Annotated in this window: 19 protein-coding genes; 9 read left to right on the top strand and 10 right to left on the bottom strand. The window is 65.7% G+C overall.

Annotated elements, in window-relative coordinates; translation table 11 throughout:
• Positions 1 to 154: 154 nt before the first annotated feature.
• The 7 genes from ACQP1K_RS10725 to ACQP1K_RS10695 all read right to left on the bottom strand — a co-directional run bounded on the left by ACQP1K_RS10725 (position 155) and on the right by ACQP1K_RS10695 (position 6,769).
• A complete protein-coding gene (locus ACQP1K_RS10725; protein ID WP_433500732.1) occupies positions 155 to 502 on the bottom strand; it encodes a metalloregulator ArsR/SmtB family transcription factor in 348 nt (115 codons plus the stop codon).
• Positions 503 to 511: 9 nt separating this feature from the next.
• Positions 512 to 1,675, bottom strand: coding sequence for an MFS transporter (locus tag ACQP1K_RS10720; RefSeq protein ID WP_433500731.1), 1,164 nt, complete (start codon positions 1,673 to 1,675; stop codon positions 512 to 514).
• A 187-nt stretch (positions 1,676 to 1,862) separates the two neighbouring features.
• On the bottom strand, positions 1,863 to 3,203 hold the full coding sequence (locus ACQP1K_RS10715; protein ID WP_433500730.1) for an FAD-dependent oxidoreductase: 1,341 nt from the start codon (positions 3,201 to 3,203) through the stop codon (positions 1,863 to 1,865).
• 650 nt (positions 3,204 to 3,853) lie between these two features.
• Positions 3,854 to 4,258 (bottom strand): arsenate reductase ArsC, encoded by a 405-nt coding sequence (locus tag ACQP1K_RS10710; protein ID WP_433500729.1) that lies wholly within the window; start codon positions 4,256 to 4,258, stop codon positions 3,854 to 3,856.
• Positions 4,251 to 5,348 (bottom strand): ACR3 family arsenite efflux transporter, encoded by a 1,098-nt coding sequence (gene arsB, locus ACQP1K_RS10705; protein WP_433500728.1) that lies wholly within the window; start codon positions 5,346 to 5,348, stop codon positions 4,251 to 4,253. Before arsB ends, ACQP1K_RS10710 begins: the two co-directional genes overlap by 8 nt.
• Positions 5,349 to 5,359: 11 nt before the next feature.
• Positions 5,360 to 5,701 carry an ArsR/SmtB family transcription factor gene (locus ACQP1K_RS10700; protein ID WP_433501532.1) on the bottom strand — a complete coding sequence of 114 codons (342 nt, stop codon included), beginning with the start codon at positions 5,699 to 5,701 and terminating at the stop codon, positions 5,360 to 5,362.
• 534 nt (positions 5,702 to 6,235) lie between these two features.
• On the bottom strand, positions 6,236 to 6,769 hold the full coding sequence (locus ACQP1K_RS10695; protein WP_433500727.1) for a DUF2703 domain-containing protein: 534 nt from the start codon (positions 6,767 to 6,769) through the stop codon (positions 6,236 to 6,238).
• A gap of 526 nt (positions 6,770 to 7,295) precedes the next feature.
• Here ACQP1K_RS10695 and ACQP1K_RS10690 point away from each other — a divergent pair.
• From ACQP1K_RS10690 to ACQP1K_RS10660, 7 genes are all read left to right on the top strand, one after another.
• Entirely contained in the window at positions 7,296 to 8,216 is a 921-nt protein-coding gene (locus ACQP1K_RS10690; protein ID WP_433500726.1) for a hypothetical protein, read from the top strand.
• Positions 8,217 to 8,292: 76 nt separating this feature from the next.
• Positions 8,293 to 8,886, top strand: coding sequence for a cupin domain-containing protein (locus ACQP1K_RS10685; RefSeq protein WP_433500725.1), 594 nt, complete (start codon positions 8,293 to 8,295; stop codon positions 8,884 to 8,886).
• Positions 8,887 to 9,446: 560 nt separating this feature from the next.
• Positions 9,447 to 10,220 (top strand): SDR family oxidoreductase, encoded by a 774-nt coding sequence (locus ACQP1K_RS10680; RefSeq protein ID WP_433500724.1) that lies wholly within the window; start codon positions 9,447 to 9,449, stop codon positions 10,218 to 10,220.
• A 59-nt stretch (positions 10,221 to 10,279) separates the two neighbouring features.
• Positions 10,280 to 11,596, top strand: a complete 1,317-nt coding sequence (gene aroA, locus ACQP1K_RS10675; RefSeq protein WP_433500723.1) for a 3-phosphoshikimate 1-carboxyvinyltransferase — start codon at positions 10,280 to 10,282, stop codon at positions 11,594 to 11,596.
• Positions 11,533 to 13,134 carry a 2,3-bisphosphoglycerate-independent phosphoglycerate mutase gene (gene gpmI / locus ACQP1K_RS10670; RefSeq protein ID WP_433500722.1) on the top strand — a complete coding sequence of 534 codons (1,602 nt, stop codon included), beginning with the start codon at positions 11,533 to 11,535 and terminating at the stop codon, positions 13,132 to 13,134. Before aroA ends, gpmI begins: the two co-directional genes overlap by 64 nt.
• A gap of 21 nt (positions 13,135 to 13,155) precedes the next feature.
• Complete coding sequence (gene aepY, locus ACQP1K_RS10665; RefSeq protein ID WP_433500721.1) at positions 13,156 to 14,289, top strand: phosphonopyruvate decarboxylase; 1,134 nt, start codon at positions 13,156 to 13,158, stop codon at positions 14,287 to 14,289.
• 186 nt (positions 14,290 to 14,475) lie between these two features.
• Positions 14,476 to 15,528: an anion permease gene (locus ACQP1K_RS10660; RefSeq protein ID WP_433500720.1), complete on the top strand. Its 1,053-nt coding sequence runs from the start codon at positions 14,476 to 14,478 to the stop codon at positions 15,526 to 15,528.
• A gap of 786 nt (positions 15,529 to 16,314) precedes the next feature.
• Here the strand turns inward: ACQP1K_RS10660 and ACQP1K_RS10655 are convergent.
• The 3 genes from ACQP1K_RS10655 to ACQP1K_RS10645 form a co-directional block, all read right to left on the bottom strand.
• Positions 16,315 to 16,722 carry an ArsR/SmtB family transcription factor gene (locus tag ACQP1K_RS10655; RefSeq protein ID WP_433500719.1) on the bottom strand — a complete coding sequence of 136 codons (408 nt, stop codon included), beginning with the start codon at positions 16,720 to 16,722 and terminating at the stop codon, positions 16,315 to 16,317.
• Positions 16,723 to 17,156: 434 nt separating this feature from the next.
• Positions 17,157 to 18,386, bottom strand: coding sequence for a GNAT family N-acetyltransferase (locus ACQP1K_RS10650; protein ID WP_433500718.1), 1,230 nt, complete (start codon positions 18,384 to 18,386; stop codon positions 17,157 to 17,159).
• A gap of 12 nt (positions 18,387 to 18,398) precedes the next feature.
• Positions 18,399 to 18,737: an ArsR/SmtB family transcription factor gene (locus ACQP1K_RS10645; RefSeq protein ID WP_433500717.1), complete on the bottom strand. Its 339-nt coding sequence runs from the start codon at positions 18,735 to 18,737 to the stop codon at positions 18,399 to 18,401.
• A gap of 262 nt (positions 18,738 to 18,999) precedes the next feature.
• Here ACQP1K_RS10645 and ACQP1K_RS10640 point away from each other — a divergent pair, with 262 nt between their 5' ends.
• Both ACQP1K_RS10640 and ACQP1K_RS10635 read left to right on the top strand, forming a co-directional pair.
• Positions 19,000 to 19,269 (top strand): metal-sensitive transcriptional regulator, encoded by a 270-nt coding sequence (locus ACQP1K_RS10640; protein WP_055482304.1) that lies wholly within the window; start codon positions 19,000 to 19,002, stop codon positions 19,267 to 19,269.
• A gap of 139 nt (positions 19,270 to 19,408) precedes the next feature.
• Positions 19,409 to 19,999: a rhodanese-like domain-containing protein gene (locus ACQP1K_RS10635; protein WP_433500716.1), complete on the top strand. Its 591-nt coding sequence runs from the start codon at positions 19,409 to 19,411 to the stop codon at positions 19,997 to 19,999.
• Positions 20,000 to 20,005: the final 6 nt, after the last annotated feature.

The following is a 20,005-nucleotide window of genomic DNA, read 5'->3' as shown; positions in this document are numbered from 1 at the left end:
CGCTGCTCATAATCGGTTAGATAGGCCACCACGTCGCCGGTGCTGGGGTACCCTCCGGCCGATCGCGGCGCAGGTGATAGCCGGCCGCCAGTCCAGCTTGGCCGCCACCGACTACCAGCACGCCGATCGAGCGTACGACGGTCATCACCGTTTTTCAGGTGCCGGCCACTTCGGCCCGGGGGGAGAACAACTCACCCAGGCGGGCAACGGTGGCCGGGATGATCCAGTAGTAGATCCACGTGCCCCGCCGCTCGCAGTCGATCAGTCCGGCCCTGCGGAGCACCTTCAGGTGGTGGGAAATGGTGGGGGCGCTCAGGTCGAAGGCGCCGCTCAGGTCACACACGCACACCTCGCCATCAGGGTGAGAGCCGATCATGGACACCAGGCGCAGTCGTACCGGATCGGCCACTGCCTTGAGCAACACCGCGAGCTCGGCGGCATCGGCCTCGTCCAATGGACCTCGGGCGATCGGTGGACAGCATGCGCCGACCGTCGTAGGCATAGGGACCCCCTAATTCGACCCTGATCGAAATAGTAGCCGATGGTACGCCGCCAGCACTAGCCCAGCCAAGGTGCAAGCGAGCGCAACGCCCGCCATGACCCTGCTGTAGCCGATCGCGGGAACCAGGGTGGCGGCCAGCAAGGGAGCACAGGCTTTGGCCACGATGACCGGCAAGGCAAGAGCGCCACTGACGCTGCCGTACGCCGTGGTGCCGTAACGCTCGGCCAGGAGGGCGGGCCGGGCGATGGTCGCCACCCCGAACCCGAGGCCGAACAGCGTCACCGCACCGACCGCTCCGGCCGGGTACCGACCGGCCAGCGGCAGCGCCAGGGCAGCCGCACCCTGCAGGGCGAAGATCGACGCAGTAATCGATGCGACCGACCATCGGCTCGCCAACGCGGTGCTGATCAGACGTCCTGTGACCGACAGCACGCCCAGCAACCCAGCGACGACAGCGGCGAAGATCGGCTTATGGCCGAGGGCGATCAGATAGGTGACCAGCAACACCCCCACCACCGCAGTTGCTCCGGTCTGGACGACGAATGCGCCGGCCAGCATCCAGAACGCCCACTCCCGCAGGGCACGCCGTACGGCCTCACCGCGACGTGCCCGCGGCGCCGATACCGGTCCGGCATGTCGGGGGAGGACCAGCGCGTGCAGGGGTACGGCCAGCAAGCCGTAAGCGACGCCGAGGACCATCAGGGCCTCGCGCCACCCGAGCTCCTCGACCAGGAGTCCGGTCAACGGCAAGAAAACACTGGACGCGAACCCAGCCACGACTGTGATGGCCAGCAGCGCCTTCGCCCGCCTAGCAGGTGCGGACCAGGCGACAACGATGGCGAAGGCCGCCTCGTACAACACCATCGCTGTGGCGATACCGACCACGACCAGAACCGCGTACAACTGCGCGAGCGTAGTGACCTGAGACCAGACCAGCACCATCCCGGCACCGAGCGCTGCCCCGAACGTCATCAGACCTCGGCCACCACGCGCGTCCAACCACCGGCCCACCAACGGCGCGGCCAACGCCGAAACCAGCACCGACGCGGTCAGCGCCCCGGCGAGCTGAGCAGTACTGGCATGCAGATCAGTCTGCATGGGTGTAAGCAGGACGGCGAAGGCGTAATACAACACGCCATGCCCGACGATCTGGGTGACCGCCAAAGTGGCCACCAGTCCGGTGAGGCTACGCCGCCCACCCGTGCTCTCGAGCGGTGCGGCGGAGCCCCTGACATGCTGCGTCACTTCCGGTGCGTGGTCGTTGTGCAGCGGACGGCGGAGCCACCTGCCGTCTTGATTGGGAACCTTTGGCCGACCAATGGATCTCCTTCCGTCTTTCGGCAACGGAACAGGATTTGGCTCAGCCGCAGCAGCCGCCCTCAGAGGCGGAGGCACCTGCGCTCACCAAAGGTAGAGGGGCGGACAGCAGGCCTCCACTGATGCCGGTGGCCAGGCCGATGCGGGCTTCCTGTGCCTCGGCCAGGTCCGCCGAGCACACCCCGGTCTCCGGCAGATCGAGTTGTACATCGCGGGCGGCCTCCCAATCTCCCGCCAGGGCCGCCACGACGGAGCGTGCCTGCTCATAGCCGGTGGCCATCAGGAAAGTCGGGGCACGGCCGTAGCTTTTGGCACCGACGATGTAATAACCGGGCTCGGAGTGCGCGAGCTCATCGACGCCGTGAGGGGGTACGGTGCCACAGGAGTGGGCGTTGGGATCGATCAGTGGCGCCATGGCGCGGGTGGTACCGAGGATCGGATCCAGGTCCAGACGCAGTTCGCCGGCGATGACGTGGTCGGGCCGATAACCAGTGGCGGCCACGACTCGGTCGGCGACCACTTTCTGGTCTGCGCCCGACGGATCTCGGCTGATCACTGTCACGGTCTGACTGTGGGGGGTGATCGAGTGGGTGAAGAAACCAGTCAGCAACGTGATCCGGCCGGATTCGACCAGTCGGCGCAGGCGTGTACCGAGAGCACCCCGGGCCGGCAGGGCATCGGCCGCGCCGCCGCCATAGGTACGGGCGGCTGATCCGGTACGGATCGCCCACGTGATACGAGTTTCCGGGACATCCTCAGCGAGGTGAGCCAGCGCCAGCAGAGTGGTAGCGGCTGAGTGGCCCGCACCCACGACCAGGGTGTGCCTTCCGGCATAGCGTTCACGATCGGCGCCGAGTACGTCCGGAAGGGCGTGATCGATGAACGCTGCCGCGTCATACTCGCCGTGGGCAGGGAGGCCAGAGGCCCCCAGCACGTTCGGCGTCTTCCAGGTGCCGGATGCGTCGATGACAGCGCGGGCGGTGAGCTCCTCCCCACTTTCCAGTCGGATCACGAACGGGGCCTGCTCGCGGCCAACGGTACGGACCCGGTCGACCCCGGCTCGGCTGATGCCGGTTACCTTCGCCTCAAATCGCACATGCGGGGCGATCGTGGGATGGGCGGCCAGCGGGGCGAGGTAGTGCTCGACGAGCTCAGACCCGGTCGGTAGCCAGTCGGGGTCGGGCGCGTCCCAGGCGTCGGCCTCCAGCAGGCGGCGGGCGGCGGCGTCGATGTCATACTTCCACGGGCTGAAGGTCCGGACGTGTCCCCACTGCGTGATCGAGGCCCCGACCTGCGGTCCGGACTCCAGGACGAGGAAGTCCAGTCCGCGCTCGGTCAGATGGGCTGCGGCAGCCAGGCCGACCGGTCCGGCGCCGATCACCACGACCGGCAGCTTATCCAGCTGCGGCCGGAGCGCCAGCGGCTCGGTGTAGACGTCCTGTACGGCCTGCTCGGCGGGGCCAGCCTCCGAGCCGCAGCATCCACTGCTCATGGTCGTTCCTCCTGTATCGGATTGATTGCCAGGATTCACCCGGTCCGCCGCGGTTCGGCCGCGCTCGTGGCCAGATGGGGCTGTCGGGCGGACTCGTCGAAGACGAGGGCCCGACAGTCAGAAGGCGAGCGCAAACGAAAACGCTCTCGCACCCCCTACTTCAAAGCTTGTCGAAGCAAGGCTCAGTTTTGCACACTGTTTAGAAGCGTGTCAAATTAGATCTGAGTCTAATTAAGAGGGTATGAGTGCATCCGTCCGCCTCGTTCGGCGTCTCCCTGGATGACAGCTGTTCCCGTGAACGAAGGGCTGTGCCATGACCACAACCGGCACCGGTACCGAGACACTTCGGTGCCCAGCTCGCGGATCAGCGTCTCGTCGGCGCCGGGCTGGGCCGAAAAGTCGTGATCGGCCGGCGTCCAGGGCGCCGGCAACGAGGCGAAGTGGATGCGGGCGGCGATCTGGCGGGCCTTGGTGGCCCCCGCTTCCGCCCATCCCGTGTGACACCGGGAGGAGAACGTCGCAGGAATCGCGCCGACCGCTGCTCAGGTGCCGTCCAACTCCGCGATCAGCTGCTCTACACGTCGGCGTATCCCATCGCGTATCGCTCGAACGGCCTCGATACCTTGCGCGGCCGGGTCGTCCAGCTTCCAGTCCTCGTACCGTTTGCCGGGAAAAATAGGGCAGGCGTCATCGCAGCCCATCGTGATGACCACATCAGAAGTCTCGACCGCCTCAACGGTCAGGACTTTGGGGTGCTCAGCGGTGATGTCGATACCCACCTCGCTCATCGCCTCCACAGCGACCGGATTGACCTGGTCGGCAGGGACCGACCCGGCGGAACGGGCCTCGATGCGCTCGCCGGCCAGATGGCTGAGCCAGCCGGCGGCCATCTGGGAACGGCCGGCGTTGTGGACGCAGACGAACAGCACGCTGGGCTTGTCAGACATGGGCGGCCTCCTTGAACAGGCGGCGGCCGGCCAGGCTGACGTAGACCAGAGCGACCAGGACAGGGACTTCGATGAGCGGGCCGACCACTCCGGCCAGCGCCTGGCCGGAGGTGACGCCGAACACGCCGACCGCCACGGCGATGGCCAGCTCGAAGTTGTTGCCCGCCGCAGTGAAGGCCAGCGTGGTGGCGCGCTGGTAGGTCAGGCCGATCACCTTACCCGCGACGAACGAGCCACCCCACATGAGAGTGAAGTAGGCCAGCAGCGGCAGCGCGATGCGGGCGACGTCGCCAGGCTGAGAGGTGATCGTGTGACCCTGCAGGGCGAACAGGATCACGATGGTGAACAGCAGTCCGTACAGGGCCAGCGGACCGACGCGGGGCAGGAAGCGCTGCTCGTACCACTCCCGGCCGCGAGCACGCTCCCCCAGCCGGCGCGACAGGTATCCGGCCAGCAGAGGGATGCCGAGAAAGATGAGCACGTACTGGGCGATGTCCCAGGCCGAGACCTCCAATGCGGCCTGCGAAAGTCCCAGCCAGCCGGGCAGGACCTCCAGATAGAACCAGCCCAGCGCGCCGAAGGCGACCACCTGGAAGATCGAGTTGAGGGCGACCAGGACGGCGGCGGCCTCGCGGTCGCCACAGGCCAGGTCGTTCCAGATGAGCACCATGGCGATGCAGCGGGCCAGCCCGACGATGATCAGACCGGTGCGGTACTCGGGCAGGTCCGGCAGGAAGATCCACGCCAGGGCGAACATCAGCGCCGGGCCGACCAGCCAGTTGAGCACCAGCGAGGCGAGAAGCATGCCTCGGTCGTGCGTGACCGTGTCCAGCCGGTCGTAGCGGACCTTGGCCAGCACCGGGTACATCATCAACAGCAGGCCCAGCGCGATCGGCAGTGAAATCTCACCGATCTTCACCGCATCCAGTGCGGAGTTCAGCCCGGGCACGGCCCGGCCGAGTAGCAGCCCGACCGCCATCGCGATACCGATCCATACCGGCAGGAACCGGTCAAGCACCGACAGTGCGCCGATCACCCCTGGAGGTTGCTCTCCGGCAGGCCGGACGGTACCGAGTCGTGAGGTGGACATGGTTGCTCTCTTCAGGTGGTGGCGGCCACGTTGAGCAGCGCCGACAGCTCATTGAGGGTCTCAGGGACAAGCCGGTAGTACACCCAGGATGCGCGCCGTTCAGAAGTCAGCAGTCCGACGTCTTTGAGTACCTTCAAGTGGTGGCTGATGGTCGGCTGGGACAGATCGAAGGCGCCGGTGATGTCACATACGCATACCTCGCCACCGGCATGGCTGGCCACGATCGAGACGATGCGCAGCCGTACCGGGTCGCCCAGCGCCTTGAACACCTGTGCCACCGCGCCCGCCTGCTCGGCGTCGAGGGGCTGGCGTGCCAGCGGCGGACTGCACTCGAGTAGCCTCAGCGGTTTCATCACGTCCTACCCGGTATAGATGTGGATCAAATTCAGTTGCCATCAATATAGATGCATATCTATTCGATGCACAAGCAAAGTGATCACTGAGTACCACGACGGCGTCGACCCTGGAACATGGAGCCGCCACTCAAGCTCGCCCTCCTGCAAGGTGAGGAGGGCGAGCCGGCCCGGAGGGACCACCTCGGCGTCGAGATCGAGAACACGACCAGGTCACTATGGCGATGCAGCTCCTGAAGAGGCCCTGGCGATCTCGAGGACTACGGCGCCACTGCTGCCACGCCCCCCAGGACAGGGCGTGGGTGCACGGCCCCGGGGAGTGAGCCGTGGGAGGTGTACACGGTGAAGGCCGACGCCGACTCACTCGACAAGCACATCGCCCCGATTTGATCGCTGAGGGCGATGCGTTCCGCGATACCCCTTGCTGCCATGAACCAGGAAATCAGTCAGCAGCCGATGAGACGGGCGGAAGTCACATGGCATGAGGCAGGCGCGGAGGTTTCGGACGAACCTCTGAGGCCGATCGTGACCTGATCAAGCACAGTCGGTGCCGCAACCAGACGAACCACCGATTGTCGTCGGCTGCCGGGATGTGGAGAGATGCTGCCGGATGTAAGGAGATGGACCACCGTCGGCGAGGAAGCCACCGAGCTGCGCGCTGCGCGCGACGAGCGCGCGGAGCAGACCGTCGAGGGCGGCTTCAACGGGCAGCTCTGCACCCGTCTCGCCGCGCCAGGTCCACAGACGGTGCTCGGAACCGTCGGGGTGACAGGGACGAAGTTCGACACCCGCGGCACGAATGGTCGGCGAGGCACTGATCCCATACTCGATCGCCTCGGCCCATCTGTCGACCGTACGCGGCTGGACATCAATGGTGATGCCGAGCCGAGTCGCCAGGGGGCGGATCATCTCGATCGCCTCTGTGAGCGTAGCGAGAGTGGCATCGCAGGAGCCACAGGAGTCCTGCCCGTTCATGGCCACCGTCCAGTAGTCGACGGTGAGTCGTACCCCCGCGTCGTGCAGGACCGAAGGATTCGGCACTGAGATCGAACCCGTGCACCTGGTCACGCTACCCCTCCTTCCAACGGTTCCGAATCGCGAGCGCTACAACAGCCGACGTGGACACGGCCGGCACCGCCAACCGGAATGATCGGCGGCGCTCGCAGCAGAGTTATCAGCGGAGCGGTCCCTGACCGAAGCGACACGACAGCCTTTCCCACGCCTTTGCCCGCACCTGACTCCGGCTTCGGCAGAGGTCAGCGCTTACCGGAGATCAGCCATCGGCGGGGGCGTGCGGGTTGCGTGCAGTGCCCACCACCCGTCAAGGCTCATTACAGGCCAAACACATCACGCTACCCAGCGTCGCAACAACGGTTGCGGTTGTCAATAATAGATGCTGTTAGATGACCATAATTGCACGCTATGACATTCTCATTGACAGTGAGTAGATTTCTGCTCAATCCCTCTGGACTCGACCCAAGACAGACGTTAGCATGCGAGAGGGACAAAGCTAAGATCAACAATAAATAGGGAAGCGATTCCCGCATGGCCGATCCGCGCACCAGTTAGACGGCACCGGTGACCCCCTCGGACCATGGAAGGCAGAACGTTGACCAGTGGCTCGACCGTCACGGAAAAGAAAAAACGTTACCCGCCAACAAAACCCGTCGAGACCACACCCCGACAGATGCTCGCCATCAAAATCGGCGGAAGCCTGTTCTCCGACAAGAGCATCGAGGGCAGCCTGGACACAGCAGCCATAGCTGAATACGCACACCTGATTGCAGACCTGCACAGAAAAAACCCCGGACACATCGTCTTCATCACCGGAGGCGGCGCCCTCGGACACGCAGCCCTCCGCGGACTCGACGAAACCGACCCCTTCGCCTGCCTCCCCCTGACCGAAGCACTCGCACAGGTCCGATGGGCATGGACCCAGGCACTGATAGGCCAAGGAGTCCGGGCACTCCCCCTCCAGCTCGGTGCCATGGCCTCGCTGAACCAGGATGGAACCTTCTCCGTCACCGCAGACACCATCCGCCACGCCCTCAACCACGGTGTGCTCCCCGTCCTGTCCGGGGACAGCGTCCTGGCGAACGACGGAGCCCTACACGGACTTTCCAGCGACCGCGTCCCAGAATTCCTCGTCCACGCCCTGGGACTACCCCTGCGCATCGTCAGCTTCACCGACGTCCCGGGAATCCTCCTCGACGGACCGAACGGCGAACAAACACTCAAATACGTCGACCCATTCCAGCCAGAGAAGGCCTACAACGCGCTCTGGACCAACAGCGAATGGGACACAACCGGCGGATTCAGAACCAAAATCGACGCACTCATCACCTGCGCCTCATCAGGCGCGGAATGCTTCATCCTAAAGGGATCCACCCACCACGCACACAGCCGATATCTATTTTCTCCCCACCACCAGTGGCCCGACGACATCCGCTACACCCGGATCGCACCCCCGCAGACAGAAACACGTGAAACCGGGCACGGGGAAAGAAGGCAGTAGCAACACCGCCCGAGAAACCACACCAGTAAGCAATCCAGAAATCGGCAACCGCTCCCACAACACGAAGGAGAAACAAATGACCGCCGCACCCGCCCTCGAAGCGACCTACGGCCAGAAGATCAGGGCCCGCAGAGAACACATCAAGATGGACCGCCACGCCTTCGCCCGCGCCCTGGGAATGACGGTCGACGACATCGCCGCCCTGGAAGACGACAAGAAGGACCTCACCCTCGGCACCCTGACCTCCATCGCCGGCCTGCTCGGAACCTCCATCGCCGAACTCACCCCCGAGTTCATCAGCGACCTCGACGAAGGCGTCCGCTACCAGCTGCCCGGCGACAACCCCGTCATCGAAGGCATGCGAGCCGGCACCAACTACTACACCTACAACTGCCTCGTACGCACCCGCACCGTGCCCAAACTCGTCCCCCTCCTGCTCGAGGTCAACGTCGACGACCCCGACAAGGCCGCCTTCAACGCCGGCCACGACGCCCACGAAGTCATCTACTGCATGGAAGGCGACATCCACCTCAAGTGGGGCGACCCCGACAACCCCAAGGAAGTCACCCTCCCCCAGGGAAGCAGCTTCTACATCGCCCCCAACGTCCCCCACACCCTGACCACCACCAAGGGCTCCGGACCGGGCAAAGTCATCTCCATCAACTTCTGACCACCACACCTCCAGTGCCCTGGACCCCCACCAGGACACTGGAGTGTGAGTCCCTGATTTCGCGGCCGACATCGGCCCCCGGGCTGATTCGCGACGGACTGTCCTGACTTCGCCGCGCCCGCCAGACGTTCAGGCTGCCTCGCCATCTGGTCCAGGCTCCGCCTTCCCCTGCCTCACGGCGACCATGTCGATAACGAAGCAAGGAAGATGACTCAAGTAACCGCGATCCCCCCCGATCAACGTGCCATCTCGGACAGAGATCCTTTTCCCTGCCGCTTCGACCGGCTGATGCTCACCGGGGCACCGCTCTGCGGAACGACCGGATCCAGGATCGACATCGGCCCGGCGTACTGCGGAGCGGCCACATCACCAGACATGCCTGATCCGGTCACAGTGCTGTTTGCCGGCCAGGCGAAGATGGCAGCCGCCCTGGGGCGTCTCTCGCACTTCCGTACACGTTCTGGTGCCCACATCCGGCGATCCCAGGCGACTCCGCTGGGCATCGCCGAAGCGCCCGGCCGATTCCACCCGGCCGGCCGCCAGCATGACGGCTCCCGCTCATGAGTCCGGAACCTGTCGGCGGACCACGCACCGCCCTGATCACAGGCGCCGGCAGCGGCATCGGTGCGGCGACGGCCCGCCGCCTGGCCGCCGAAGGCTACCGAGTCGTACTCACCGGCCGGCGCCTCGCGCGGCTCGAGAGCGTCGCCAAACAGATCACAGCGGATGGGGGCACAGCGGAGGCTTACGCGCTGAACGTTACCGACCAGGCTGCCGTGTCCGCCCTCGCGGAGGACCTGCAACGGTGTGACGTCCTGGTCAACAACGCTGGGGGGGCAATAGGCACAGAACCTGTCGCACATGCCCTGGCCGCTGACTGGCGCGCCATGTTCGAGACGAACGTGATCGGGACTCTCCACCTCACGCAGGCGTTCCTGCCCAAGCTCATCGCCAGCGGAGACGGCACGGTTGTGATCGTGACCTCCACGGCATCGTTCACCGTCTATGAGGGAGGCGGAGGGTACAGCGCCGCTAAACACGGCGAACACGTCCTGGCCGCGACCCTGCGACTCGAACTGTGCGGCGAACCAGTCCGAGTCATTGAGATCGCTCCCGGAATGGTGCATACCGAGGAGTTCTCCCTGAACCGCTACCGCGGAGACGCGGACAGGGCGGCTGACGTCTATGCGGGCGTCCAGTACCCGCTGGTCGCCGAGGACGTCGCCGACGCCATCGCGTGGGCTGTCACCAGACCATCCCATGTGAACGTCGACTCCCTTGTACTACGGCCCCGCGCCCAAGCGGCGCAGCACAAGATCCACAGGCAGCTGTGACCCTGCCGAAATGCTCGGCTTTCTCCGAATCCGCCACGGCCAAAGGAAAGGGCTGACCAATGAAGGACGCCTCCCAAAAGTCGATCCTCGACCTCCCCGAGTTCGGTATCGCGCCTCTGAAGGACCTCAACGCAACCGTCAGCATCGTCGGTTCCAAGAGCTACACGAACCGCTTTCTGGCGATCGCCGGCCTCTGTCATGAGCAGACGGTCCTGCACAACGCGCTGCACTCGCAGGACACACTCCTGCTGGCCAACGCACTGCGTGCCTTCGGCCACGTTGACGTGGTCACGGACAGCGATTCGAAGCAGATCACGGTGACCCCGAACGGCCGACCCATGCGCGCGCCCGACAGCGAGATCAACATGGGCAACGCCGGGACGCCCATACGCCTGCTCATCAGCATGGCGGCATTCGCCCAGGGGCAGACGGTGCTGACGGGTAACACACGCATGCGCGAGAGGCCGATGGGCCACCTCCTGGACGCCCTCGATCTTCTTGGAGTCGACGCGCGGGCTCTCGAAGGCAACGGCTCCCCTCCGATCCAGATCTCGGGTCCGGCGCTGCGCGGCGGGTCCACCCGTGTCAACGGCACCGTGAGCAGCCAGTTCACCAGCAGCCTGCTCATATCCGGTCCGGTGACCGCAGAGGGAATCGAGCTTGAGATCGTTGGAGACCTCGTATCCAAGCCCTACATCGACATGACGCTCACCGCCATGCGTCAGACCGGGATCGAGGTGAAGCGCAGCGGCTACTCGGCCTTCTCCGTCCCGGGCGGCAAGAGCTACGCAGGTGGAGAGATCACCGTAGAACCCGACGCCTCCGGCATGTCGTACTTCCTCGCTGCGGCGGCGATCCTCGGCGGCCGAATCACCATCCCTGGAATAGGCCTCGACTCCACGCAGGGGGATGTGGGACTCGTCAAGGCGCTGACCGACATGGGGTGCACCTCCCGAGACGAGGCCGATGGCATCAGCTTGGAGGGCGGCCCGCTGTCCGGAATCGATATCGATATGACGAACATGCCGGACGTCGTCCCCACGCTCGCCGTCGTGGCGGCATACGCCCGCGGGCGTACCCACATCACCGGCATCGGCAATCTGCGTTTCAAGGAGTGCGACCGGATCGCAGCGGTCAGGACCGAGCTCGGCAAGATGGGCGTCACCGTCGACTCGACCGAGGACACCATGACGATCCACGGCGGCACGGAGCCCCAAGGCGCTGCGATAGACACTTACGACGACCACCGGATCGCCATGGCGTTCGCCATCGCCGGCCTTCGTACCCCGGGAGTCGTCATCCGCGACCCGGGATGCGTCACCAAGTCCTTCCCCGACTTCTGGGAGCGGTTCGAAGGCCTGCGGGCGGGCCGGTGATGGCGTTGTCACCTGGGATTCTGCTCATCCTCGACGGATGGGGACACGCGCCGCCGGCCACGGGTAACGCCGTGGCCGCCGCCGACTCCCCATTCCTCGACAAGCTGACCTCCGGCCCGCACGGACTGCTGTTGGCGGCTTCCGGCCGCGCGGTCGGCCTGCCCGAAGGAGTCGTCGGCAACTCCGAAATCGGGCATCTTGTGATGGGAGCCGGACGACCGATCGAGTACGACAGCCTGCTCGTAGAACGTCAGGTCGAGTCGGGTGCCCTGCGCTCCCATCCTCTCCTGGTAGAGATCTGCCGGCAGCTCGCCAGAGACGACGGAACACTTCACCTCGTCGGGCTCGCTTCCGACGGACGCATCCACTCCGACATCGCCCACCTACCGGAAGTACTGCGGGCCGCATGGAACCACCGGCTCGATCGGGTTGCGATCCACGCGATCACTGATGGGCGCGACGTCCCCGACCGTACCTCCGGGATGTACATGTCCCGGCTTACGGCCATGATCAAGGAAATAGGGGTCGGCTTCGTCGCTAGTGTGATCGGCCGCGACTATGCGATGGACAAAAGCGGTAAGACTCATCTGACCGCCAAGGCCTGCCGTCTTGTCCTCGACGGCGAGGCCGAACACACCGTCCCCGATGCTGAAGCCGCGGTCCGCACAGACTGCGGCGACGGCTCCATCCCCCCGACCGCGGTCCTGTCGGCTTCCGGAGAAGCGACTTTCGTCCGCGACGGCGACGTGATCCTTTTCATGAACTTCCGGAGCGACCGGACCGCTCCTCTGGCGGACATGGTCGCCGCCGGCCTGGCCTCCAGCGCCCGCGCGAGGGTACGGCTCATCAGCCTCGGTCAGTACGACACGCGTGCTGAGATCTCAGCGCTGGTCCCCCGTCCCGACGCGTCCGGAGGGCTGGCCGACGCGCTGGATGAAGCGGGCGTGCGCTCCGTGCGCATTGCCGAACGGGAGAAGTTCGAGCACGTTACGTTCTTCCTTAATGGGCGGGACGCACGTCGGCGGCGCAGCGAGGAGCGCCTGCTGGTTCCCTCAGTCGCCGACGGCCCTGTCCAGTATCACCCCCGCATGAACGTCATGGGCGTCGCTGACAGTGTTATCGACGCTGCGGCCCGCCGCGAGGTCGGTCTAATCGTGGCGAACCTGGCGAACATGGACGTTGTCGGCCACACCGGCGACTACGAGGGGACCCGAGAGGCAACGGTGGCGGTGGACCGCGCCGCGGCCCGCATCTGCGCCGCGGCCCGCAAGAGCAGGCACTGGGTCCTGCTTGTCGGCGACCACGGAAACGCCGAGCAAATGCTCACTGCTCCGCAGGATGGCACTTCTCCTGTCCCTTACGGGGGGCACACCTGCAATCCGGTGCCCTGCGCACTAGTGCCGGCGGGCAGGGAACGCCTGATCCCATCCTCCTACCCGCCGGCGATCGCCTCCATCGGCCCCACGGTCCTGCATCTGCTCGGCCTACCGGTTCCGGTGACCATGTCGGCACCTGTGCTGTCTCGCACACCTGCATGACCTCGGGCCAAGGAGCACAGAATGATCTCTGCCGAGCTGTTCTGCGATGAACTGGAGCAGCGGGGCTTCAACATCGCCAGCGGGGTCCCCTGTTCGTTCTTCGGCGGTCCGATCGCGCTGCTGAGTCGGATGCCGGGCCGATACATACCGGCTGCCAACGAGGGCGGAGCTCTCGCCGTGGCCGCAGGAGCCGCCCTTGCCGGTGGCCGGGCCTATGTCATGCTGCAGAACTCCGGTCTGGGCAATCTGATCAACCCCCTGACCTCTCTGGTCATGACCTACCGGATCCCGCTACTGAGCTTCGTCAGCCTTCGTGGCTGGCCCGATCCCGCCAACGACGAACCCCAGCACGTCATCATGGGATCGACCACACAGCCATACCTACAACTACTCGACCTGCCACACCGGATACTGCGCGCCGAGGATGGCCCGCAGGACTTCCGGACCATCCTCGACTTCGCCCTTGAGGCGATGGCGGCGGGGGACGCCCCCTTCGTGCTCGTCGAAAAAGGCGCCGTCGGCAAAGTCGCCTCTCCGTCGCCTCACGCGGAGAACAACAGGCTCGACAGCGCCGAAGTAGTCCGTGTGATCTCCAAGCTCGCCGGTTCCGCCCTCATCATCGCCACCACCGGCTACACCGGCCGCGAACTCTTCAGCATCGAGGATCGGCCGGACAACTTCTACATGCAAGGCTCAATGGGGCATGCCTGCTCGATCGGGCTGGGGACCGCGTTGGCCCGCCCCGACCGCAACGTGGTCGTCCTGGACGGGGACGGCGCCGTGCTCATGCACATGGGCGCCCTTTCCACCATCGGGTCCCAGCGGCCCGCCAATCTCGTCCACATCGTCTTGGACAACGGCATACACGAGTCCACAGGTGGCCAGCCCACGACGTCGGCCACCACCCGACTAGAGGAGGTCGCCACCGCATCCGGATACCGAAGCGGCCGACACTGCCGCACGCTCACCGAGGTTCACGATGCCATCGCCACGGCACTGACCTCCCCAGGACCGCACATGTGCGTCATATCCACCCGTCCGCGCAGCGGTCCCATGCCACCCCGTGCGACCTCCGCCCATCCCCCCGAGTCAATGCGGGCTCGCTTCACGGCCGCCGCAGGTGACGGACAGACCGCTGCTCCGCAGCCCGAATGATCATGTCCCTGGCCGGCCTGCCGCTCACGGGGCAGGAGTAGGCGTCGCAAGGCCGGTCGGAGGTCACCTAAAGCCAAACCGTTACGCCGATACCGAGGCCGCTCCGCCTGACGGACAAAGCGCTGACGGTTCAACCGCGTAACGGCTCTGAATGGATCCGGCTCGTCAGCCGACAGGAGATACGACATGTCGATAGCCACAGTCCTGGTCTTTCTACTGATCGTAGCGCTGGCCGCGGTCAACGGCAGTAACGATGTGCCGAAAGGAGTGGCGACGCTGGCCGGAGCGGGGGTGACAAAGTACCGAGTCGCCATCCTGTGGGGAACCGTCACCACATTGGTCGGATGCCTGTGCTCTGTTGCCCTCGCTTCAAAAATGACCCAGCTGTTCTCCTCCGGCGTCGTCACGGCGACGCCGACCAGTTCCTTCGCCGTGGCCGTCCTCATCGGCGCTGCCGGCTGGGTCGGTCTGGCGACCGTACTGCGATTACCCGTCTCCACCACTCACGCCCTGATCGGCGGCCTCCTGGGCGCCGGCGTGTTGTTCGCCCCCGATTCCGTCGCTTGGAACTCCATCCCGGAACGAGTCGTCGCCCCGCTGCTGATCAGCATTGCCGTGGCGTACGCCATCACCCTGGTCCTGGCACTCTGCTTCGGACGAGTACGGACCACGCGCGCCGACGCAAGTCCCACAACGGTTTCTCCGGCGACTGCTGACCAGGGCACATCAGCGCTGCTGTCCGCAGAGCGCATCAAAGTAGCCGAAAAGCACGCCCCTCACCGGGCCCTCACCATAGCTCACTGGCTGACCAGCGGCGCCACCGGTTTCGCTCGCGGCCTCAATGACACTCCGAAAATGGTAGCGATCGGTGCCTTCGCGCTCGTCCCCGCGGGGATGACGCCATGGCAGATCATGCTGGTCGTCGCGATCTCCATGGCTGTCGGTTCCCTGCTGGGTGGCATGCGGGTGGCCGAGCGGCTTGGCCAGGGCGTGGTGCAGATGAACCACAGGGAAGGCTTTCTCGCCAACCTCACCACCGCGGTTCTGGTCGGCATGGGCGCGAGCTATGGACTGCCCATGTCCACCACCCACGTCTCCACAGGTGCGATCGCCGGGTCAGCGGGACCTAATCTGAGCCGGCTCAGTGGCAAAACCCTGCGTGACTTCTTGATCGCGTGGTTGGTGACGCCTTTGTTCGCCGCCGTGGTCGCCGCCGCGGTGTTCGCCATAGCCCGTTAAGCTCCAGAGCCGCCGGAAACGCGGATCCAAGGAGAGGCCGATCTTCACTAGGTCCCGCCTGTAGAGATTGGATCCGCGTCTTCCTGAACGACGCCCGTCGAGCCGCATGTGGATTAACACGAGTCCGCTCGGCCGGCCCTACTGGGAAGACTCGGTCGCAGTAACGCGGACCTGCTGCTGCGCCTCGTTCTCGGATGTTTCGTCCTCGGGTGCCACATTGACGGCACCACAGCAACTGTCCAGCGCTGCCTCCTGGCCGCCGCCGAAGAGCTTGCCGAGAAGTCCTCTAGCCATGTCCTCATCTCCAAACCGGGGATGTCACCGGACGTGGTTCACCCATCCGGTCGATACCTGCACCACTCTGGTTCACGGAGGTCAGGAGCCGAAACACGAGCGGTGGAGGACCATTCCGACAGACATCCAACTCTGAACTAAATTCATTAATATCAACAGTGTTTACAGGTGTCAACCGCATAGGCTGAATCAAGGGTCAGGTGATCCTTTGGCGGCTATGCGGCCTCAGACAGCTCGAGGCTCCACAGGGTGACGACATGGGTGACGTCAGCCTGGAACCATGGACCGCCGCCTGTCCCGGACGCTCTCATACTGGCGTTCGCCTCACGGAGTTACAGCGCGGTCGACCTCTGCTGGTCGCTCTGCATGCGGCGTGAGCCACCAGCCACAATCCTCATCTAGGCGTCCCTGAGCGAGGCCCCGCTTCAATGGCGTCCGCTCTCGCACAGAAACATCATCTCGCCGGCGCCTGCTCACCGCCCAGCGACGCGATCAAAGATCGCGGTCCGCGATCGCCGTCCCAGACACATCTGGGTCCTCCTCGCTCAGGCAGCACGCCTGAGCCCCTTCTGGGGTCAGAGCCGCCAACGATGCGAGCCAGCGGACCGGCGTCCCGAGTTCCTCACAGCAGAGGGCGTAGACGTTGGAACGACCGCGAGGCACGACCTTTACGAGCGCTTCCTCACGAAGAGGTCGCAGATGGTGGCTGACGAGCGTCTGGCTCAGGCCCGTGGCCTCCTGCAACTCCTTCACCGTACGTGGACGTTCGGCAAGCAGCAGGGCCAAGATCGCTCTGTTTTCATCGGCCAGTGCTTTGAGCTTGGGGACGAGCCGCCGGGCTCGTTCTCGATTCGACAGCTCTTCGCCGTCAAAGAGACGGACGTCCAGTTCTTTCACCATACACCATAGCTATCATCAGGATCGACTCCTCTCAACAGCCCATCTCTGGCGTGAGAAGCGTCGACAACGCTGAGTGATCCCAAAATGAGCCGAGAAGCCGCCGGACCGTCCCGAACCGGCTCAGGCTCACAACACCGGGTCCTCCCTGGCGACTGTCGGACGCTTGCCGGGCACACCCCAGCCGTCGGCCCGCGTCGACGTCGCCACTCGTCGCCGTCCGCAATGGCACACGCATCAGCATCGAGCAGCTTCGACGGCAAGGGTCTGTCGACTCGACCCGGGAGTGAGCGATCAGGCCTCGGCGACCTGGGATCGAGCGAAGGGACTCGTCCTTCGAACCGAACGTCAGCGGGTGAGGACTGGGCACACCGGCCACAGTGAGTGTCATCGTCACCCGTCGCGCGCCGTTCCCCTGTCCGGAAACGCACGCGTTTTCAGCGGCAGACCACCGTACTGCGGCGCTCCAGGAGCAGAACGTCGCGCCAGGTGCCGTGACGGCGGCCGACACGCTCACGGGTGCCCACGAGACGGAAGCCGAGGGCTTGATGCAGGGACAGGCTGGCTGAATTCTCGGGGAAGATACCGGTCTGAACGGTCCAGACGCCGACGTCCTCGCTGGCGGTGATGAACGCGCCCAGCAGAGCCCGGCCGATGCCGTGCGCCTGACAGCGGGGATGGACGTAGATGCTGTGCTCAACGACACCCGCGTACACCGGCCGGGCCGAGACGGGGCTTGCGGCGATCCAGCCGGCCACGTCACCGGTCTCGGTGTCGACGGCGACATAGCGCAGGTACGGCAGCCTGCCCGCGGTGAAGCCCTCCCAGCTGGGTGCGGTCGTCTCGAAGCCGGCATCCCCGGTGTCCAAGCCCGCCTGATAGATGGCCAGCACGTGGTCGGCGTCGCTGTCGCGCATCGGCCGGATCTCCAAGCCAGGACCGACGGCCGGCTTGGTCGCCTGGACGATGGCCGAGTGCACGCCGTCGCCGTGATCGGCGGTCAGGCGGATCGTGACGCCGACGAACCCGGCCCGGCACAGCAGGTCGCGGTAGTCCTCGACGGTCAAAGACCCGGCCACGCAGCCCACCTGCTGCTCGGCCGCCTGGCGGCGTACCGGATCGTTCGGGCCGCTGGTGACCATATCGCTCACGCCGAACCGGCCGCCGGGGCGCAGGACACGGAACGCCTCGGCCATGACGGCGGCCTTGTCGTCCGACAGGTTGATCACACAGTTGGAGATGACGGCGTCGACCGCGTGATCGGGCAGTGGGACGGCTTCGATGGCGCCGTGCAGGAACTCCACATTGGTCGCCCCCGCCTGTTCTACGTTGGCGCGGGCCAGCCGGAGCATGTCGGCACTGGCGTCCAGCCCGTAGACCATGCCGTACAGTCCGACCCGGCGGGCCGACAGCAGCACGTCGATACCACCGCCCGAGCCGAGGTCGAGCACTGTTTCACCGGCGTGCAGCTCGGCGACGGCCACCGGGTTCCCACATCCGAGACTGGCGCGCAACGCACCCTCCGGGAGGCCGACGGTGTCGTCGTAGCCCGCGGCGCCGAAGCAGCCCCGCTCGAACTCCTCCGCTCCGCAATCCACGATGATCTTTCCGGTGAGTGCGGCACGGGCCAGTTCCGAATAGCGCTCGACGACCTCGTGGTGTGCCATCGCGGTTCTCCTTCACTCGCAGGTGGGGGCGGCCGGGACCGGGTTGCCCATCACCACATCGGCGGCGGTGGGGAAGCAGCTCACGCAGTCGTCGTTGATTCGATAGAAGGCGGAGGTGCCCCGTCGCTCCACGAGGACGAAGCGCACCTCGGCCAAGAGCTTCAGGTGGTGGGAGACCGTCGACTGGCCCACACCAGATGCGGTCACGATCTCGCCCACGCTCATCGGCTCGCGCCGCCGGGCCAGCAGCGACACGATCTGGATCCGCGTCGCGTCCGCCAACGCCTTGAACCAGCTCGCGTACTCCTCGGCCTCGTCCCGAGCCAGGGGACCCTTCTCATCTTCCTTCATCGAAAATCGACGATAGACGATAGAGCACTGTTCTGGAAACCCCATTCAGACAAGCCGCATCGCTGGTGCAACCCTTCGCCGTCGAGCCGAACAGAGGTCTGTCCGTGATCGGCCCTGTCCCGCAATCGGTTTGCGCCGTGAGGCGCTGTGGGTTCGAGCGGAGGCGAGAGGCCACCGCCTTTCGCCTGTCGCAGCAGGTGATCAAAGCTGAGGGCAGCCCTCGCGTTTGCGATCTGGATACCCCCGGGGGTACATTACGACCATGGAGTTGAACGAGGCCATGGTCGGCGACGCACTGACACGACTGCGGCGAGCGCACGGCCAGCTCGCCGGGGTGATCGGAATGATCGAGGCGGGCGAGGACTGCACGAAGGTGCTGACCCAGCTCGCCGCGGTCTCCAAGGCACTCGACCGGGCCGGCTTCAAGCTGGTCGCGACGGGCCTGCGGCACTGCCAGGCCGCGCAGGAGCGCGGCGAGCAGGCCCCGATGAGCGTGGCCGAGCTGGAGAAGCTGTTCCTGGCGCTCGCGTAGGCGACCCTCCTTCCCCCGATCCACACCGACCCACTCCCGGGGCTTCCACATGCCCCGGGAGCGATCCCCCCTCCCTGCGGCCTTGGCCGCTTCATGCCCTCCGTATACCCCCCGGGGTATCTGCTAGAGCGAGGAACCGATGACCATGAATGTTCCGCCCACGACCGTCGATGTCACCACGGCACGCGCGATGATCGCGTCCGATGCCGGCGTGCTCGTCGTCGACGTACGGACCGCCGCCGAGTTCGAGACCGCGCACATCGACGGCGCGATCAACCTGCCGCTCGACCAGGTGGACGTCCACCTGCGCCGGATCGTCGCCGACGCGGGCGGCCGGCTGCTGCTGATCTGCCAGTCGGGCAACCGCGCCGACAAGGCGCGGCAGCGGCTCTGCGAGGCCGGACTGCCGGACACGGTCGTGCTGTCCGGCGGGATGAACTCCTGGATCGCCTCCGGGGCGCCGGTCATCCGCGGCAGGCGGAAATGGAGCCTGGAGCGTCAGGTGCGCCTGGTCGCCGGCGGCCTCGTGCTGACGTCCATCGTGGCCGACCTGTGGCTGCCGGGGGCGCGGTTCGCGGGCGCCCTCATCGGCGCGGGCCTGGTCTTCGCCTCCGTGACGGACACCTGTGCGATGGGCATGCTGCTGTCCAGGCTGCCCTACAACCGCGGCCGGGCCGATGCCGCCGAGGCGCTGGCCTGCATCGCCGAACCCGCCCGCCCCCGGGCCTGACCCGAC

The organism is Sphaerimonospora sp. CA-214678 (assembly GCF_050942215.1).
GTDB lineage: Bacteria > Actinomycetota > Actinomycetes > Streptosporangiales > Streptosporangiaceae > Sphaerimonospora.
The sequence above is the reverse complement of the archived record's forward strand: the minus strand, read 5'-3'. Positions and strand labels throughout refer to the sequence as shown.

Excerpts from the sequence above, each read along its gene's own strand:
- ACQP1K_RS10725 (WP_433500732.1), bottom strand. The coding sequence starts at position 502 with ATGCCTACGACGGTCGGCGCATGCTGTCCACCGATCGCCCGAGGTCCA.
- ACQP1K_RS10710 (WP_433500729.1), bottom strand. The coding sequence starts at position 4,258 with ATGTCTGACAAGCCCAGCGTGCTGTTCGTCTGCGTCCACAACGCCGGC.
- arsB (WP_433500728.1), bottom strand. The coding sequence starts at position 5,348 with ATGTCCACCTCACGACTCGGTACCGTCCGGCCTGCCGGAGAGCAACCT.
- ACQP1K_RS10700 (WP_433501532.1), bottom strand. The coding sequence starts at position 5,701 with ATGAAACCGCTGAGGCTACTCGAGTGCAGTCCGCCGCTGGCACGCCAG.
- ACQP1K_RS10690 (WP_433500726.1), top strand. The coding sequence starts at position 7,296 with ATGGAAGGCAGAACGTTGACCAGTGGCTCGACCGTCACGGAAAAGAAA.
- ACQP1K_RS10685 (WP_433500725.1), top strand. The coding sequence starts at position 8,293 with ATGACCGCCGCACCCGCCCTCGAAGCGACCTACGGCCAGAAGATCAGG.
- ACQP1K_RS10680 (WP_433500724.1), top strand. The coding sequence starts at position 9,447 with ATGAGTCCGGAACCTGTCGGCGGACCACGCACCGCCCTGATCACAGGC.
- aroA (WP_433500723.1), top strand. The coding sequence starts at position 10,280 with ATGAAGGACGCCTCCCAAAAGTCGATCCTCGACCTCCCCGAGTTCGGT.
- gpmI (WP_433500722.1), top strand. The coding sequence starts at position 11,533 with ATGCGTCACCAAGTCCTTCCCCGACTTCTGGGAGCGGTTCGAAGGCCT.
- aepY (WP_433500721.1), top strand. The coding sequence starts at position 13,156 with ATGATCTCTGCCGAGCTGTTCTGCGATGAACTGGAGCAGCGGGGCTTC.
- ACQP1K_RS10660 (WP_433500720.1), top strand. The coding sequence starts at position 14,476 with ATGTCGATAGCCACAGTCCTGGTCTTTCTACTGATCGTAGCGCTGGCC.
- ACQP1K_RS10655 (WP_433500719.1), bottom strand. The coding sequence starts at position 16,722 with ATGGTGAAAGAACTGGACGTCCGTCTCTTTGACGGCGAAGAGCTGTCG.
- ACQP1K_RS10650 (WP_433500718.1), bottom strand. The coding sequence starts at position 18,386 with ATGGCACACCACGAGGTCGTCGAGCGCTATTCGGAACTGGCCCGTGCC.
- ACQP1K_RS10645 (WP_433500717.1), bottom strand. The coding sequence starts at position 18,737 with ATGAAGGAAGATGAGAAGGGTCCCCTGGCTCGGGACGAGGCCGAGGAG.
- ACQP1K_RS10640 (WP_055482304.1), top strand. The coding sequence starts at position 19,000 with ATGGAGTTGAACGAGGCCATGGTCGGCGACGCACTGACACGACTGCGG.
- ACQP1K_RS10635 (WP_433500716.1), top strand. The coding sequence starts at position 19,409 with ATGACCATGAATGTTCCGCCCACGACCGTCGATGTCACCACGGCACGC.